The sequence below is a fragment of the Halorubellus salinus genome (assembly GCF_020567525.1).
GTDB classification, from domain to species: Archaea; Halobacteriota; Halobacteria; order Halobacteriales; family Natrialbaceae; genus Halorubellus; species Halorubellus salinus.
The window spans coordinates 1-16,300 of the sequence record NZ_JAJCVI010000007.1; the positions used below are offsets into that span (position 1 = coordinate 1).

A 16,300-nucleotide genomic window follows, 5' to 3' on the forward strand; every position below is an offset into this window, starting at 1 on the left:
AAACGACTGTATATGTACGACGGATTCAACGAAGCGCTTGAACGCGACCTCATCACGCGCGATGACGCCTTCGAATTCATCAAACGCGCGTACTGTGTCAGTGAGGCACAGGACGAGGCCTGGCTGGATGTCAGTGACGAGCACGGTCAGAACCTGTACCGAGACCGCATCGAGGACCAGTTCGATAGGGTCTGGAGCCGACTCCTCGAAGACCCGCTCTCTCAAGACGGCAAAGGCGAATTCATTGCCAACGTCGTCGAAGGAGAAGCCGAGGATGAACGCGGTCCGATGAACAGTCTTCGAGACATCGACCAGCAGGTCCCGATAATCCCCGATCGGTTCTCGACGTTCGTCGTGGAGTCCTTCAGAGGGGAATACTGATATGCAAGACAACGATGCGGACATGGAGCGTGGTGTCGCACAGGTACTGAGTTCCTTCACCCCAGGCGCTGTTTTCAGCTACGGCCAAGCCGGCTTCTCCATGATGGTCGACAACTGGAAAGTCCAACCAATGGAGAATGTAGACGGGAATCGGGTTGCAAATCATATCGCAGGGAGCGTCAGGGAGTTCCGGAACAGCGACGCCCAACCGTGGAACAATATCGAGCACGAACCAATCGATATCTACCGCCCGAACGAGGTGCAAGGAGAGTTCTTCCCGCAGACGATGGTCTGCAACAGTTGTGACAATGTATTCGCCCCGAAGGACCTCAAGCATCTCGCCGCCAGCGAAGGAGAATGCGATAACTGTGGCGGGGAGCTCCAGCAACTACAGTTCGTACTGGTTCACGAATGCGGGCACGTCAATGATATCGAACCGAAGCCGTGTTCGCAACATGGCTGGGACCCAATCAAGCTGAAACGCGGCGATCCCGAACAGATGCAGACCTTCGGGTTCGTCTGCCGGAGCTGTGGCACGGAGACAAAATCACTCGTGGGTGCCTGTGAGTGTGGGGAGTTCATCAATCAAGCAAGTCCGCTCCAGAGCGGGTCTGTCTATTATCCCCAGCGCGAGACAATCGTCGACATCCCACCTGTTGGGGGTTCTGAGCTCAACATCCAGTATGGTGAATCATGGGCGCGGATTCTCATGCATGCTCACATCGGCGAGTTAGACCTGAGCCAAGATGGAGTCACGTTGGAAGCTGTTGCATCTCGTGAAGGGGTCCCAGAAGAGCAACTCGACGATATCAGAGATCAACTCGAGGAGGTTCCGCCCGAAACCGCAGAGACAATCATCCAGACACTCAGCGACGCTGCAAGCGGTGGCCCCGGCCGGCGAGAAATAGTCGAACTCAACGAACAACACGTATCACTCTCCGATAATCCGGACCGCTACACCCAGATTTCTCACGAACTTTTCACCTTTCTCCGCGCGACTCGAGGGTATCAAGGCGCCCAAGCGGACCTCGACGATGTCGACAGACATCCGTCACCACGTCCACTCTCTGATTTCACGCAGACAGACTTCGTCAACCGATATCATCAAGCCGCCCTCTACGAGGAGCTCCTGGACGACATCGCAATCGAAGATGCGTGGGTCGTCGATAACTTCCCGCTCCTCAGCCTCATCTATGGATACAGTCGCGGTCGCCCCGACGCACGCAAGGCCGATCTCCGTGGCTTCGAGAACCCGCAGGCAGGACGTGATGCTGTCACCGTTTACGGAGACCGCTCTCCTAGTGAGGCAATCATTCTCCAGTTTGACCGCAGTGCCATCATCGACTGGCTCATCGAGGCCGGTGAACTGGCAGGGATGGACGCCCCAGATCAAGACGATGAAAAAAAACTCAAGATTTGGTTCTTGGAGAATATCGATCCGACGGAGACCCAGAATCCGTTCACGCCAATCGAGGATGCACTCACCGAGCAGGTCTATGAACTCCTCCACTCCTCAAGTCATGCACTGATGGGGACTGCTAGTGAACAATGCGGGCTTGATTCAGACAGTATCTCCGAACTCATCCTGCCAACGGTTCCAGCTATCATCCTTTACGCGGAAAGCATGGAGCACTTCTCACTTGGTGGTATGTTCACGTTGTTCAAGACCCGGCTTCACAACTGGGTTGACAGGGCGAAAGAACACGCAAATAGCTGCATCTATGATCCGGCATGCCGGACTGAGGAATCTGGCGCCGCGTGCCACGCGTGTCTCCATACCAGCGAGTTCACGTGTGAGATGTTCAACAAGACGCTAAATCGGAACGTCCTGATTGGGGACCCAGGGCGGAACCCAGCATTCTGGGAGAACCTAGACGATGGCATCTGAGGATTCAGCGAGGCACGTAGGGCGTCTCTGCGAGGACTTCACCATTGCCGGCGCAATCTCCGAGGCTGCAGTGCTGGAGTCACTCTGTGATGGCTTCCGCGACATCCCTACAGACACCATCGACATCTCCGGCCAGGGCCTCATACAGGAAATCACCGAGATGACCCTGAGTCAGACCGAACAAGAGGCCCTCCTTATCGGACTCCTCCAAACCGACGTCGCAGACCGCATCGGTGGCGGGCATACGATACTCGAGGCCACATACCGCATCAACACCACCCACGCTGTCGAGGTTCTCACCCAACAACTCATCGCTGCTCACGCGCTCACGGACGACGCCACCGATTCAAAACGCAGGACCACCGTCGAGACACTCGCGACCTTCCCAGTCGGTACGTCGCAATCACCCCACCGGCCTGAAGGTGTGGTCGACCTCCCACCCAGACTTCGACGTCTCTTATTGGAAGCCAAGGAATCTGTCAGAATCGCGAATCCGTATTTCGATACAACACCACGAATCATCGATGACATCCTTGCACTCCCCCGGAAAGGCGTACACACCGCGATACTCACCAGAGAACTCAATCATCCCGATCACAGAGCGGTCTTTGGCCGGATACACGAGACGCTCACCGCCGAGGAGGAAGCACTCATCGATGTCCGAGAGCTCTACGCGCAAGATTCCAGTGGGAGACAAACGACAGCAACCCATGCCAAGCTGATGGTCGTCGATGACGAGATCGCTTACGTCGGCAGCGCGAACTTGACCATCACCAGCCTCACCTCCAACTTCGAACTCGGAGTCATCATCAAAGGCCCCCCAGTCGCCGATATCGCGGCCGCATTCGACGCCATTTTCAAAGACTCCACCGAGGTCAGCATCGAATGATTCACACACGCTATTCACATCGTAGCCGAACCAACTCCACAATCCGCACTGCGAGGATTCGACACCGATGACTACCTGGGTGGTCCCACTGGAGAGCCAGAGTGTCGAGGAGATACTTGAATCGAAACAGGTCATGGTTGAGAGCGACGAGGCCATCGATTCCGAGGATGTCATCGTATTGTATCGCCCGACGGAGACAGACCTCGTCGGGTGTTTTACCGTAGCCGATGCCACACCGGTCGGAGCAGATGCTACCACCACTTTGGTGACAGTCACTCCTCAATCGGAAACAGTGGGGCGACTCTCTGTCACCCGGGAATCTGAGCAGGAGCGATTCACTGGTGATGTACTCGCACTTGACGAGTCTGAAGCGGAGGTTAAGAGACGGCAACTCGATCGCGCTGACGACAGACTCCCCCCGAATACTGACGCCTCCGAACAAACCGGCTCTCTGCTGGATATCGAATCGCTCTCGGATATCGTCCGTGCCTCTGCACAGGTTGACGCAGCCCAGCAGGACTTCTCTGGAGAACGCCATGGCCGGCTCGTGCTTCGAAATCAGATTCTGCGAGGGTCAGACCTCTCATATACGAACCTCGAGAATTCGGACTTTACTGATGCGGAACTCCAGGATGTCGATTTCAGGGGGGCGAACCTGACTGACGTGACGTTCGACGGGGCACATCTACAGGGTGCTGACTTCCGGGGCGCGAACCTCTCGAGTGCATCGTTCGACCAAGACTTGACCCAATGTCGGTTCTCAGGCGCCAGCCTCATCGAAGCAGACCTGACGGGAACCACACTGGAGGGTGCAGACTTCTCACAGGCAGTGTTAGATGATGCGAATCTCCGTGGGACACGCCCCCACCGGACATGTTTTGATGATGCATCGCTCAAGGACATCCACTGTCAAGACGCCGAATTCATTGATGCCACATTCAGGGGGGCTAATCTCTCAGAAAGTACTCTCGCGGATGCAGACTTCACTGGTGCGACGTTCGATGGAGCAAAACTCACCAATGTTGATTTCACTCGCCCTCTCATCGACGAGACATCGTTCAAATCTGCTGAACTGTCCAAGGCGGAGTTCGACGGTGTAACCGCCGCTGGTTTGGACTTCACTGATGCGAACCTCACTGACGCATCGTTCACAGATGCAATATTGGAGGATGCCCGTTTCACGGGCAGTCGACTCACACGAGCGGATTTTCGAGGTTCGAATCTCTCTGGAGCGGTGATGACGGATGCAAAGGCGAGCGAGGCTGACTTCCGTCATGCGGTCATCGAACGGGTGGCCTTCGGTCAAACAGAGCTCTTTGCCGCCACATTCGGGGGCGCCGCATTGTATGGTGCAATCCTCCAATCAGCACGGGTCGGTGGTGACACCAGTTTCCATCTCAACACGCACACCGAATCCACTTCTGATGCTCCCACCGACACAGCAACTGAAGCTACTCATCGACGCGTGGTCTACGATCCACGCTCAAATCAATCAATTCCAGAAGGCGTTGCAGGTGACCCTGCCGATGTGGAGAAGGCTGAATCGGTCTATCAGACGCTCGAGACAGTGATGGCAGAGAATGCTTACGGAGCGGTTGCATCCAGCTACTTCTGGAATCAGAAGGAGATGCAGCGATACCAGGCCCGACAAGGAGGGACGAGTCTCGGAATCCCTAACGACATTCGATGGTGGCAAAATATCCTTGAGCGGGTCTCCTGCGGCTATGGCGAATCATTCAGCCATCTCTTCGGCTGGGCGTTCGTTCTAGTATGCCTTCTCGCTACCGTCTACCCGTTGTTTGGTCTCTCTCATGCAGAGATTGGTAAGTTATCTTATGAAACGGTTGGAGGGTGGGCGCCTGTCTATGGACTCCAATTCAGCCTTTCGGCGTTCACCGGGCTCGGATATGGACAATTTGACGTCAATCAGATTGGTGAAATGCTTGCAACAATCGAGACAGGATTGGGGGTGGTATTCTTTGCACTCCTTATATTCGTCATGACCCGGAAGGTCACTCGTTAACCTGCAATGAGAAGCAGATAGACAAGCCTTAGACCGCCGATTCAAACGAATTCCCGGAGGCTGTTCCCGAAGCAGGGGATAAGCCAACGAGTATCTCCATCGCTACAAATCCCAAAGGGAGAATGTTGAAGAGTGGTGGCGACCGTAGGATTCGGTAAGCAATGGGGCTGGATGTTGTCGAGTTGTTCGCTGGCGTTGGCGGGTTCCGCCTCGGACTAGAGGCCGCGGGGCACGAAGTCATCTGGAGCAACCAATGGGAACCATCGATACAAGCACAGCACGCCTCGAACTGCTACACTGAGCACTTCGGCGAGGAGAACCACACCAATATCGATATCAACGAAATCGACGAGACCGAGGTCCCAGACCACGACCTCCTCTGTGGTGGGTTCCCCTGTCAGGACTACTCGGTCGCCCAGAGCGGCGCCGAAGGTATCGAAGGAGAGAAAGGCGCCCTCTGGTGGGAAATCGAGCGTATCACCCGCGAGAAACAGCCCCAGTATCTCCTTCTCGAGAATGTCAATCGGCTCCTGAAATCACCGACCGAACAGCGCGGTCGCGACTTTGGCGTCCTCCTGCACTGTCTGCATGATATCGGGTACAACGTGGAGTGGCGGGTCATCAATGCCGCCGACTACGGCGGGGCGACCAAACGCCGGCGCGTGTTCATCTTCGCGGCCCGCCGCGACACCGACTGGGGCACCTACCTCGACACGGAAGGCCCGCAGCCGTACTACTTCACGAAGAAGGGGTTCTTCCCGCGGGAGTTCCCCGTCGACGACGCCCAGACCCAGTTCCCCGTCGAACGCCCCCCAGACACGGAACTCCTCGACAATCCGAAGGCGACGAGCGACGAGTTCGAATTCGAGTTCGAGAAAGCGGGCGCGATGATCGACGGCGGCATCTGGACGCGCGACATCACCCCCGATGGGGAGGACCCGACACCGCTTCGGGAGAAGCTCATCCAGGATGGGGTGCCCGAGGAGTACCACGTGCCCGACGATGAGCTTGAGCGCTGGGAGTACGTCAAGGGCGCGAAGAAGGAAGATCGCGTGACTGATGATGGGTACGAGTACACGTTCAGCGAGGGAGCGATCCCCTTCCCGGATAATCTGGATACCCCGGCGCGCACCATCTTGACGAGTGAAGGTGGCACCACTGCCGGCCGTGAGAAACACGTGGTCGAGGACCCCGCCACCGGCGACATCCGCGTGTTGACGCCGGAGGAGGTCGAGCGTATCATGGAGTTCCCCGAGGGCTGGACGGATACGGGGATGCCAGAGACCTGGCGGTACACATGCATGGGGAACGCGCTCGTCGTCGGTCTCGTCGAACGGATGGGCGAGACCCTCGCAGACGGTGTCCTCGACGAGGACGCTGATACAGACGCTGTCGGCGTTGCCTGACACCACCAGCCTTCCACAAGCACGGAGAATACGAGGCGAATGCGTCGGCCGTCAGGGCGAGGGTGAAGTCGCGCCCCCGGTCTCGATCATTGGGTGGCTGCAGGTTGTGTGTTGGTCGATACGGGCTGCAGGTCGAGAAGCCACTCGTCGATACACGCATGGTCAGCGTCCGGCAGTCGACACGTGGCTTCTGACACGATTGTCTCGCGAGTCGCGTCCGCCAGCTCGTCTGGAATGAACACGTCGTCTGCGTACGCTTCAAATCCGTGCTGGCAGTGATTCAATCGCCCCGCCACGTACATCGCACCAACTGCCTTCATGAGCACTCGAACCGGGAGAGTCGTCCCGCCGAGGATGTCGACGTCGATAGTGACGTCTTCGTAGTCTTCGTACGGAAAATGGGCATCCACGACGCCGTGGCTGTTGTCGTCATCGCGATGGCCAGCGATAGCTTCCAGGACCTCGTACTCGAGCGGTCGGTCGATACGAGCGCGCCGTGACCGAATCGCCTGCAACGTCGTGGCATCCGGCACCAACGGCGCCACTTCTGATTGGAGATCCGCAACGTACGCCTCGAACGCCGATGCCATCTCCGGCTTCGCGTCGAGGAACGCCGCAACCAGCGTCGCAACCTGCTCCCGGTCGAGGGTGAGTGATTGGACGTCCGAGGAGTACCCCTTGTAGAGGACCACATCGAACGCCACCGGATGCCCAACCACCGGCTCTTCCTCATTGTCCTCGCTACCGTTCGGGGTCTCGGCGAGGCCGGCGGCTGGATGCTCGGGGTGTGTCTCCTTGTCGGTGTCGAGGTCGACGCGGAACGCGGTCTTCGTGTCGTAGGGGACGTGATGGCGGAAGGACCGACTGAGACTCAACCGCCGCCGTCCCTTGTTCGAGAAGTCCTTCGCGTTCAGGTTCCGCCCGATATTCCCCTCCGGCACTGTCGATTCGACACGCCGCGGAACACTCGCGGCCTCGATGACGCCATCCGCGGCGAGGGCCTCGCGAATCGACTGCCCGATGCGATACGCGAGTGGGACGGGGACGGCGTCGCCGACGCGATTCCACTTTCGGGCGACACTCGTTCCCGTGAACTGGTACGTGATGGGGAACCCCTGAATCGTGCCAATCTCGCGGATGGTCGGCTTGCGATACTTACTGAAGCGCTCGGGCGCCACCGATTCGTCCTCCTCCATGACCAAGGTTTCCCGGGCGACGCGGCGGTTCGTCGCCAGGACCGTCCGCGACGGTACCGACGGATCATCGGGGAACTGCATCCGGCCGTAGAATGAGTGATCTGCCTTCCGCACCTTGATTTCCTTGGCCTCACGCTCCGTGAGATGACTGATATAATAGTGATCCGAGAGCTCCGCAGCAGGAATCTCGATATCATACAGCGGATCGCGCACCACCCCCTCGGGGCTGCTGGTCGGTGCCGGGAACGACTCCTGGACCTCGCCGAACGACAGCGCCTCCTCACTAGCTTCCTCAGGGAGCGGGAAGTCACCAGAGAACAGCCGGTCCCGACGCTGCGGAGCGCCGTAATCACTCGCCGTCAACACCGCTCGATTCGGTATCTCGAGAACGCCGTCTCGCTCCTCGATACCCAACTGTTCGTAGGTATATTCGTCCTCGAGGTAGTTGTCGAGGCGCGGGACGTTCTCCATCACCCAGTAGTCGGGGTCGAGCTCGACAACGAAGTACATGAACCGCGCCACGAGCTTCATGCCTTCCGCAATGTCGCCGTTCCCACCACTGTTCGCGAACGAGAACTCCGTACACGGAGGCGACCCGAACACCACATCCACATCGTCCGGCAACGCATCGGGTTCCAGTTCGAGGATGTCCTTCTGGATGACCTCTGCCTCTGGATGGTTCAACCGGTACGTCTCGACGGCGCCACTGTCGTTGTCCACCGCGTGTGTGATATCGAAGCCTGCTTGACGGAGCCCTTCACTGAACCCACCGCCACCACAGAAGAGGTCGACTGCCACCGGGTCGTTGGCCATATCGTTATCGACTAGTCGCATGCCCTAATGCCTTTCGATCCTGTCGCCATCCCACTTGTCGGATTCCTGCGTCGTTAGAGATAGGCATCTGAGATGATGACCTCCTGTGTTTCTGGAACCGGTTGTCTTTATAAGTTCAGGACGACGTGACACAACAGTTGAGAACTATCGAGAACCAGTCTCGAACGGCGTGGTGGATTCGGTTTGGAGTCAAGACCTGACTGCAACATGAATGCAGCTTCTGATGTCCAATCGTCGGTTTCTATCCTTCTACGAATCGGACATTCCTGGTATTCCTTCCTATTCGTCGAACCTGACCCAGTCGTGGAGTTCTTCACCAAAGTAGTCGGGTAGCGATGCCTCATCCATGAGGCTGAAGACATCAGCCGGGGTGGTTATTTTCCGTATACCTTCACCCCCTGAGTTGATTTCTCGCTTAATTTCGTTGCCACCGACGTTGATAACCTCCCCGCGGTGACCTTGGGAATCTTCCAGTATCTCGATGTCGAACTCACCATCGAGCAGGTCATCAGTATGCTTCTCGATGATATCCATTTCCTCACCATCGAGCAGTGAGTAATTTTCCAGACGGAATGCGCTGTCCACGGCGAGCCTACCGAATGCGGCCCTCAAAATCTCGGTATCAGCAAATCGCTCAGGTGGGTTGAAGAGACTCTCGGCCCAAGATATGGTGTTCTTGACTTGTTCAACGCCTGATTCGGGAGTTGCAGTCCCACCCTTCGCTTCGGTGAACCACAGTTTCAGTGTGAGTCCATCATCAGAAGCGCGCTTTGGGACCCCGATGAACATTAGGTCATCACTTGCTTTGTCCTCCTCAACTGGTGGGAGCGCTCCTGGACGTTCATGTTGACGTGCGAAATCGTGCTGCAGTTCATCACCGAGGTTCACTGCTATCCATGCGTAGTCGGGAAGGTACCGCCGTAGCATCGCTCTGGCGAGCACCAGACTACCGGCGACACCGACCAGTTCCATGATTTCACTCTCAGTTGCGTGCTGTAGCTTCAGCATCGACTGACCCTCCAGTGCGGTAAGAATCTCCAACATCCGTCTCGGGTCTGTCGTCTGGTCCCGGTCTATTTCCCCAAGCTTCCCTTCCAGAGCGTTGACGTACAGATTCTGCCGGTTCGTGGCGGTGATTGCATCATAACCGGGAGAAGGTGATCTTGTATCCTCGTGGTGGATGACCAATGGACCCCTCCCGCTAGAATCATCTCCGTGGATATAGTACTCCAGCCCGACTGGGGGTTGCAGATGAACAGCCCAGATTGACTGGTTCAATATCTCGTCCAATCGCTTGGTTTGGCTCGTTCCGGACGTTGATTCGACAATGCGAGCAATCTGGTTCTCTGGCGTGTAAATCTCCTGATTCCGATGGCCATGCTCGATTCGGTTGGCATGCCTCGCTGCTCGATGGAGATTCTTACCTCCGTGGTCTCCACACCCGAACCCGTTCGTATACGTTCGCTCGCCAGCCTCACCTTCAATTGTAGTCGATTCCCGTGGCAGAAGTCCATCCCTGTGGAACCGATTGGGGAGGTCGTCGAGTCCTAATGCTGCGAACCTGGATGTCAGCACACCTCTGAAGAACGTAAGATGCGTATCTTCGATAGCAGCCGAAGGTCCAGCCTTTGTGTAGGTGATTCTCTTCCGGAGTTTCTCGACTATGTGATTGTCACGGTCCTCAAGTGGGCCACCATCATCCCCGCTTTGGAAGAACTCATCCAGGGTCTGACCTTGTCCACCAGATCCGTATACTTGCAATTTGAAAGGAGGGCACTCATACTCTTCGTGGGCGTCGAGAACCTCAAGCACATCAGCCAATCCTTCCAAACAACTCCCGAGGCCCCCCATATTGAGGAAGTTCAGGACCAATGGCCGCTCCGAATGAATATCGAACAGCTGGTCGAAGATTTCCCTGAATTCTCGGATCTTCTCACTCACGAGTTCCCGCATGAAGTCTGGCGTCTCTGCATCATACGATGCAAGCGGAGCGTAATTCATCCAGAGTGAGTGATTCCGGATGGGTCTCCCTTGGAACGGCTCATTATCGGGTCCACGACTCCGATAAGGAAGCAGGCCTGAAGGAGTCAGCTGCGCTGCATAGGGTGGGTAACGGAAGCCAGCTGTGAGGTCGTCATCTTCGAGATTATTGTCGCGCCACTTGGCGAGGCGCAGCCCATATCCCAACATCAATGGGTGAAACGAGGTAAGCCAATGCCGTGTCGATTCGTCGCTGGTCGTCAACGTTCCAATACGTCGTATCCTACTGAGTGCAGCGTCTGATTCATCCTTCAGGGATTCTATATAGGCCTCTACCACATCCAAAACTTTCGTCCTTGTTTCTGCATCCCAGGAATCTGTCGACAATACTGTACTCCGGTCGTCTAGATGTTCTAATAGCTTGTCGTACTTCTTATCCAGCGCATTCGGCGTCTCGAATGTCTCGTCTTCAATCGTCGAGGACTCGAAGGTTCGGCCAGTAAAATGCCGGGGTGCCACACTAGCATCGTCGATGAACTCCTCTTCAATCTGAATAATCGACCGGAGTCTGCTATCATCGGGGACAAACTGTCGCCCGTTGGCCTGAATGGTGCCTTCCTTCGTCTCGACATCCTCGATTTTAAGCGAATCACCGGTCCACTCCTCCGGATTGATGATTGCCTCCACGGCCATCGGGAGGTGGACATCTGCCTCTCGTATCTCTGCTTCATCATCATATGCTAGCATCGGGAGTTGATCGACCTCGGATGGCTCAGGTGCAGCCAGGTAGAACGGTCGCTCTGCAGCACCGTTCGTCACCAGCGGGGTCTGTGGATACACGGTCAGTGGCCCATTGACCGTCACGATTTGCCCCTCCTCGGAGATGGTTGCGCTGTCTCCGTCTGAATCATCCGCTTTCGTGAGGGGTGTCAGCGACACCGATTCCTTGTTATGGAGAACAAATCTAGAATCACCGTCCACATCAAACCTGATATCCATCTCCTCTTCGCCCAGCACCTGGAACCACCACTCTGGGAGGATAGCAAAATCGACTTGAACGGTCGGATGAGGGTGCCGGGTTGTCTCATCGACATACACTTCGAACCGTTCCCACTGGATAGAATCGTTCGCTCCCCGTTGTACCTCGTATCTCACCTCTTCCCCATCTATCTCTACAGAGTCATCATCTGGTGTCGTCAGGACTGAGACAGAGGCGAGCGATTCGCTGAATGTCAGCTTGAGTTTGATGCTGTCCTCGGATGCTGTACACCGTACAACATGCCGGGATCGTGCCTTCGTGAAGGGCCCCTCTACTGGACCATACTTGACGGAATCCGGAGCGGAAATGCTGATGGTATCCAGTTCGGGAACCGAATCAGACTTGGTTTCCTCATCACGTTTTCGAGATACTGAAATATTTACGGAGGAGTCGGATTTGGACTCGGGCCCAGATTCGTCGGACTTCTCTTCGGGTTCGGAACTGGATTCGGTTTCTTCGGACTCGGAATCGGATTTGCTTTCTTTGGACTTAGAATCGATTTGCTTGTTATCGAAATCGGCATAGTATGCTTCTTCGAACCCGATTCCGCTCCAATTCTTCTTCTGTCCATGTTTTTTTACAAACTCCTCCTCGTAGTGCTCTCGAAGGTGATCTGCAGTGTCTTCACCTGGTTGGAACGCTTCGATGAATCGCCCAGCGTGCGTCTGTGCAGTTCTGAGATCGCCCAATATCTCCTGTTTTGCATCTTCCTCATCGAGAGACATCTCGAATAAGTTCTCGGGAAGAGAGTCAAAATAGAGCATCTCAGGGAGCTCCCCTATTCCTGCCGCCAGATTCTCAGTTGACTCGTTCTCTAGAGCGACACTGATGCTGGCTAATTCGGCGAACCACGACGTCCTATCATCTTCAAACAGGTCCTCCTCGATATAGGCCTTAATCGCTCGTATGACGGCTTTCGAAGCGGGATTGTCATATCTTCCCGGATTTAATAACGACTCCCTGATTGTTTCTATTGCTAGTGGCCCACCCTCTTCCGTCAGAAGTTCTGCTGGATTAAACGTATCTACATACGCATCCGGATCGATTACGATGAATCCTGCAACATAACGATTTGATTTACTGTCATCAAGTACATTATTCCGGAGGCCTGTCGCCAGTCCTTGTCCTACTTCCATTTCGTTACCTTTCTCGGGGAACTCGCTTCTGACGTGAAGCACATAGAGTAAGGGACTATCGTCGAAGCGGATTGCAGGTTTCATATTCAGCTCCCCATCAAGGTTCAATTCAACCAACTCCTCATCTGCGAGCTCTCGGAGCGCTGCAGCTAGCGCTTCAGTATGTTCCTCATCCGGGTAGTGTGCTGCCAAGAACTGCCCGTCTTCGGGGGGATTGGCTTCGAAGTATTCCTCAACGTGATTCTTCAGGACTGTTTTAATATGTTCTGACATTGACTGAATCTCCGCTATCGCTCTCCTGGCTGAGTAGGCCCATGCTGGTCAGACTCGCCTTCGCTGCTGTTTTACTTCTCTCGTCAAGGTGGAACCCTCGCTCAACGAGATAGCTGTTGAAGCGTGTCAACGCCAACTCCTCATCGGTTCGCTCTTCATCACAAGCGAATACCCGAGCAAGGAACGCGAGTGTCTCGTCGGCCATCTGGAACCGGTAGGATGGCCGTCCAGCTTCCCTGGACAGGAACCGCACATCAGCATCAGCTAGATTCTTCACACCACGAACCCCCATACTGAAAGGGGCTGAATCATCCGCGCCCTGATATCGTTTATCAATCGCCTTCACGAGCTTCTGAGACGCCTCGATAAGAGTCGATTCTAAACAATCATCCGGAGAATCTGCATCAAGAGAGTCATAGATTTCCTCGATTGCAGTCTGACGACTCTTGTCATCCATCACATCCAGCGCTTCAGTTAGTGTCACCGGATAATCGGGCCCGTGATCGTGCTCTGAAATGGCTTCGTTAAGCATCCTGAGAACTGCCAACCGGGCGAAGGAATCATAGATATCTCGCCTGACCGAGTACTCAGCGCCTCTCTCTCCTTTCCATATCTTAACGAACTCCCGACCAAGGCCGGCTGATTCACTTTCGATGCCGAAAGGGACTCCGATGATTTTCGGCGAGTACTCCTCCCCGTTGATGAACTTGCTCCACTCCTTCCGAAGATTCAGTGCAACCTGAACATAGTACATGAAGAAGTGAATTCCGATGAGATCTTGCGAACCACGAAGCCAGTCTGACGCCGACTCGACGTCGTTGGCTAACCATGCTTTCAAATCTACTCGGAAGTTCTCGGCCATCTCGTCGATATATGGCCGCAGTGGCACCGTAGCCTCAGCAGTGTCCTTTGTTGGTTCGTCGAAGGTCTCCACTACCGAAACGATTGCCTGTTCGAAAATGTTGGATGCCTCCAGATTGTCGAGACGCTTCCGGAAGTCAGCATGCAGACCATCTGGATCGAACTCGAGGGACTCTCCCTGTTTCTCAGTCATGAGGAGTCGATACCAGCTCCCCCATTTATTACTGTTGACCGGCCTGATTCGTTTCGGGATAGCGGGGTTGAACGGCACAACAATCGGATTGTCACCTTGTGTCAAAGCGGTGTACTTGGCTTCGAATATCTCCCAGACATCCTCAGAATTGACAGACGGAGTGACATCCAGGTTGGTCTCCTGACTGTAATCCCCGTCGATAACGTTGTTGAACCGCTGCTTGAGGGTGGTGTTGGCCCAATCGAATGTTGTATCTTTGGTTTCCTCTGTGATGGCGACCTCTGGGTCGCATTGAAGGACTGCTGCAAGGACATCACTAAATATTCCTTCGCGTGCATTAGCACGCGCTGAGAAGGGGAAAATACCACCATCTATCGTCCGCCGGGGTACTTGACCGGTTAGCTGTATCTCATCGCTCATGAATCGCTGAGTTGGATCGTTCCGGCTCGTGGCCCCTCGCCTTCCTGGACTCGCAGCAGGAGCTGATTGCTGAGATTTCTGACCTCGAGCTGTTCCTTCTTTTCAGTGAACTGTGAGAGTTGGGTTCGAATCAACCGGACACCCTCAGACTCCTTCGGGTCGATGGCTTCGGGATTGTATCCACGAGTGAGTAGCTCCAGAAGCCGATACAATTCATATGATAAGGGAATTTTCACCTCGTTGTTGAACGCGAACCATAGTTTTCCGAGCTGTGTTTCTTCGGTGGTTCTGGCCACAGATGTTTGTTCATCGTATCCTGCTTTCTCCTGGTTCCATTCTGAAAGGAATTGGTATCTGATTGAGTTCTGCCCATCTGGTATTTCAACAAGCTCACCGTCCCGTGCTTGCTGGGACCAATTCCGGATTGCTTCCACTATCGTATCATAAGCCGTAAACATGAATTCTTCCGTCGGATACTCTCTGTCGCCATCACGGCCGGGTTGCGGGATAGCATCGTGGTGGGTTCGAGCCCCAGCGAACGTTTCGAACAACCCATCCTCGACCACCTCTTCTGTCTCTCGTTGGACCTCACCGGTCAGATGTTGTAGTCGAACCACTGTGCGGTTGATAGCGCTCCCTGACAACCGATCATAATGAACCGCGCCGTCTTGCATATCGAACTCTGGGTTCAGAATCCATTCATCGAGTGAAAGACCAGAGACGAGACAGGGGTCGAGGTGTGCACTTTCGTGCCCCGGGCGCGCTAACACATCGTACACCGTGTTCCAGATGTATGTCTCCTCGACTGGTCTTCCGGCGTCAAGCAACTCCTCGAACGTGGGGAGAGCTTTCTCTTCCATTTCCTCCTGTAATCCTGCGCTTATTAGTATCTTGGAGAGATAATCAAGGACCCGTCGTGGATTTAGATATTCGTTTGAGATGATAGCCCGGGCAGCAAATAGGCGAATCAGCGATTCCTGTACCTCTGGATTCGACAATTTGTGAAGGTTGTAGGCGAGTGGATTCTCCTCTTGTGTTGCCTCGATTTCGTCTGAGATAGCAGCAAACGGGGATTCCTCATTATTGTAATCAAATAGTCGTATTATTTTGGCTAATAGTCCCTGCCCTAACGTCTTAGGATGGGTGTCGAACATACGGCGGAAAGAGAGGTTGACAACAGTCACCTCTTCTCCCCTGTATATTCCCCCCGGATTGAGGTTCGTATAATCTCGAGCATTATCAATTGCGTCCCATACTTTCGGGAACCGTTCGATTCTATTCTCCGTATGGAAGTACGTTAATGCGATTCCAAGGTTGATTGCTAAGCCACGACGAGGGGTTTCACCGCCCTCTTCCTCACCTCTTTTCTCGAGGAAGAGGTCCATCTCATCGTGGTTCGAACGGCGATCACTTTTCGATTCTGTCGCGTCAAGTCGGAGAAGTTTCGGGTGAAGCCAATCAGCATCGGATTCCTGATAGGATTTCCTTAAAATGGCGGTCTTTCCGTCGCCAGTGCTCCCGAGCAGAACGAAGAGTTCCCCATCTGGCTCATCACTACTAAAGAATTCTCGTGCCAGCTCGTCCGCCCTCGTAGGGACATAGATACTCTCCATGAATGCGTTGCTGTCGGTCAACGAGGCAACAACAGCCCCCGGGCGCCCTAACCGTAGACGGACGATTGCAGCTGCTGCTTCCTCAAGACTGTTCACCGGGCTTGAACCGGCATCTTCTCCGTCAGTCATGCGGATTGATGGAGAGGGCAGGAATCTCGAGTCTTCCCT

8 protein-coding genes and 1 pseudogene are annotated in these 16,300 nt (G+C 54.9%); 5 read left to right on the top strand and 4 right to left on the bottom strand.

Going from position 1 to position 16,300, the window contains the following annotated elements:
• The 5 genes and pseudogenes from LI336_RS18070 to dcm all read left to right on the top strand — a co-directional run.
• Positions 1-381: pseudogene (locus tag LI336_RS18070) on the top strand (hypothetical protein); the annotation flags it as partial.
• A 1-nt stretch (position 382) separates the two neighbouring features.
• Positions 383-2,269 carry a DUF1998 domain-containing protein gene (locus tag LI336_RS18075; RefSeq protein WP_227134568.1) on the top strand — a complete coding sequence of 629 codons (1,887 nt, stop codon included), beginning with the start codon at positions 383-385 and terminating at the stop codon, positions 2,267-2,269.
• The gene (locus tag LI336_RS18080) at positions 2,259-3,158 is read left to right on the top strand and encodes a phospholipase D family protein (protein WP_227134569.1); all 900 of its coding nucleotides are present in this window, start codon (positions 2,259-2,261) and stop codon (positions 3,156-3,158) included. Before LI336_RS18075 ends, LI336_RS18080 begins: the two co-directional genes overlap by 11 nt.
• Before the next feature lie 67 nt (positions 3,159-3,225).
• On the top strand, positions 3,226-5,181 hold the full coding sequence (locus LI336_RS18085; protein ID WP_227134570.1) for a pentapeptide repeat-containing protein: 1,956 nt from the start codon (positions 3,226-3,228) through the stop codon (positions 5,179-5,181).
• 161 nt (positions 5,182-5,342) lie between these two features.
• Positions 5,343-6,587 (top strand): DNA (cytosine-5-)-methyltransferase, encoded by a 1,245-nt coding sequence (dcm, locus tag LI336_RS18090; protein ID WP_227134571.1) that lies wholly within the window; start codon positions 5,343-5,345, stop codon positions 6,585-6,587.
• Positions 6,588-6,673: 86 nt separating this feature from the next.
• Here the strand turns inward: dcm and LI336_RS18095 are convergent, their stop codons facing one another.
• The 4 genes from LI336_RS18095 to dptF form a co-directional block, all read right to left on the bottom strand.
• Entirely contained in the window at positions 6,674-8,596 is a 1,923-nt protein-coding gene (locus LI336_RS18095; protein ID WP_227134572.1) for a DNA cytosine methyltransferase, read from the bottom strand.
• Between the two features lie 300 nt (positions 8,597-8,896).
• Positions 8,897-13,045, bottom strand: coding sequence for a hypothetical protein (locus tag LI336_RS18100; RefSeq protein ID WP_227134573.1), 4,149 nt, complete (start codon positions 13,043-13,045; stop codon positions 8,897-8,899).
• On the bottom strand, positions 13,029-14,519 hold the full coding sequence (gene dptG, locus LI336_RS18105; RefSeq protein ID WP_227134574.1) for a DNA phosphorothioation-dependent restriction protein DptG: 1,491 nt from the start codon (positions 14,517-14,519) through the stop codon (positions 13,029-13,031). Before dptG ends, LI336_RS18100 begins: the two co-directional genes overlap by 17 nt.
• Positions 14,516-16,261: a DNA phosphorothioation-dependent restriction protein DptF gene (gene dptF, locus LI336_RS18110; RefSeq protein ID WP_227134575.1), complete on the bottom strand. Its 1,746-nt coding sequence runs from the start codon at positions 16,259-16,261 to the stop codon at positions 14,516-14,518. Before dptF ends, dptG begins: the two co-directional genes overlap by 4 nt.
• Positions 16,262-16,300: the final 39 nt, after the last annotated feature.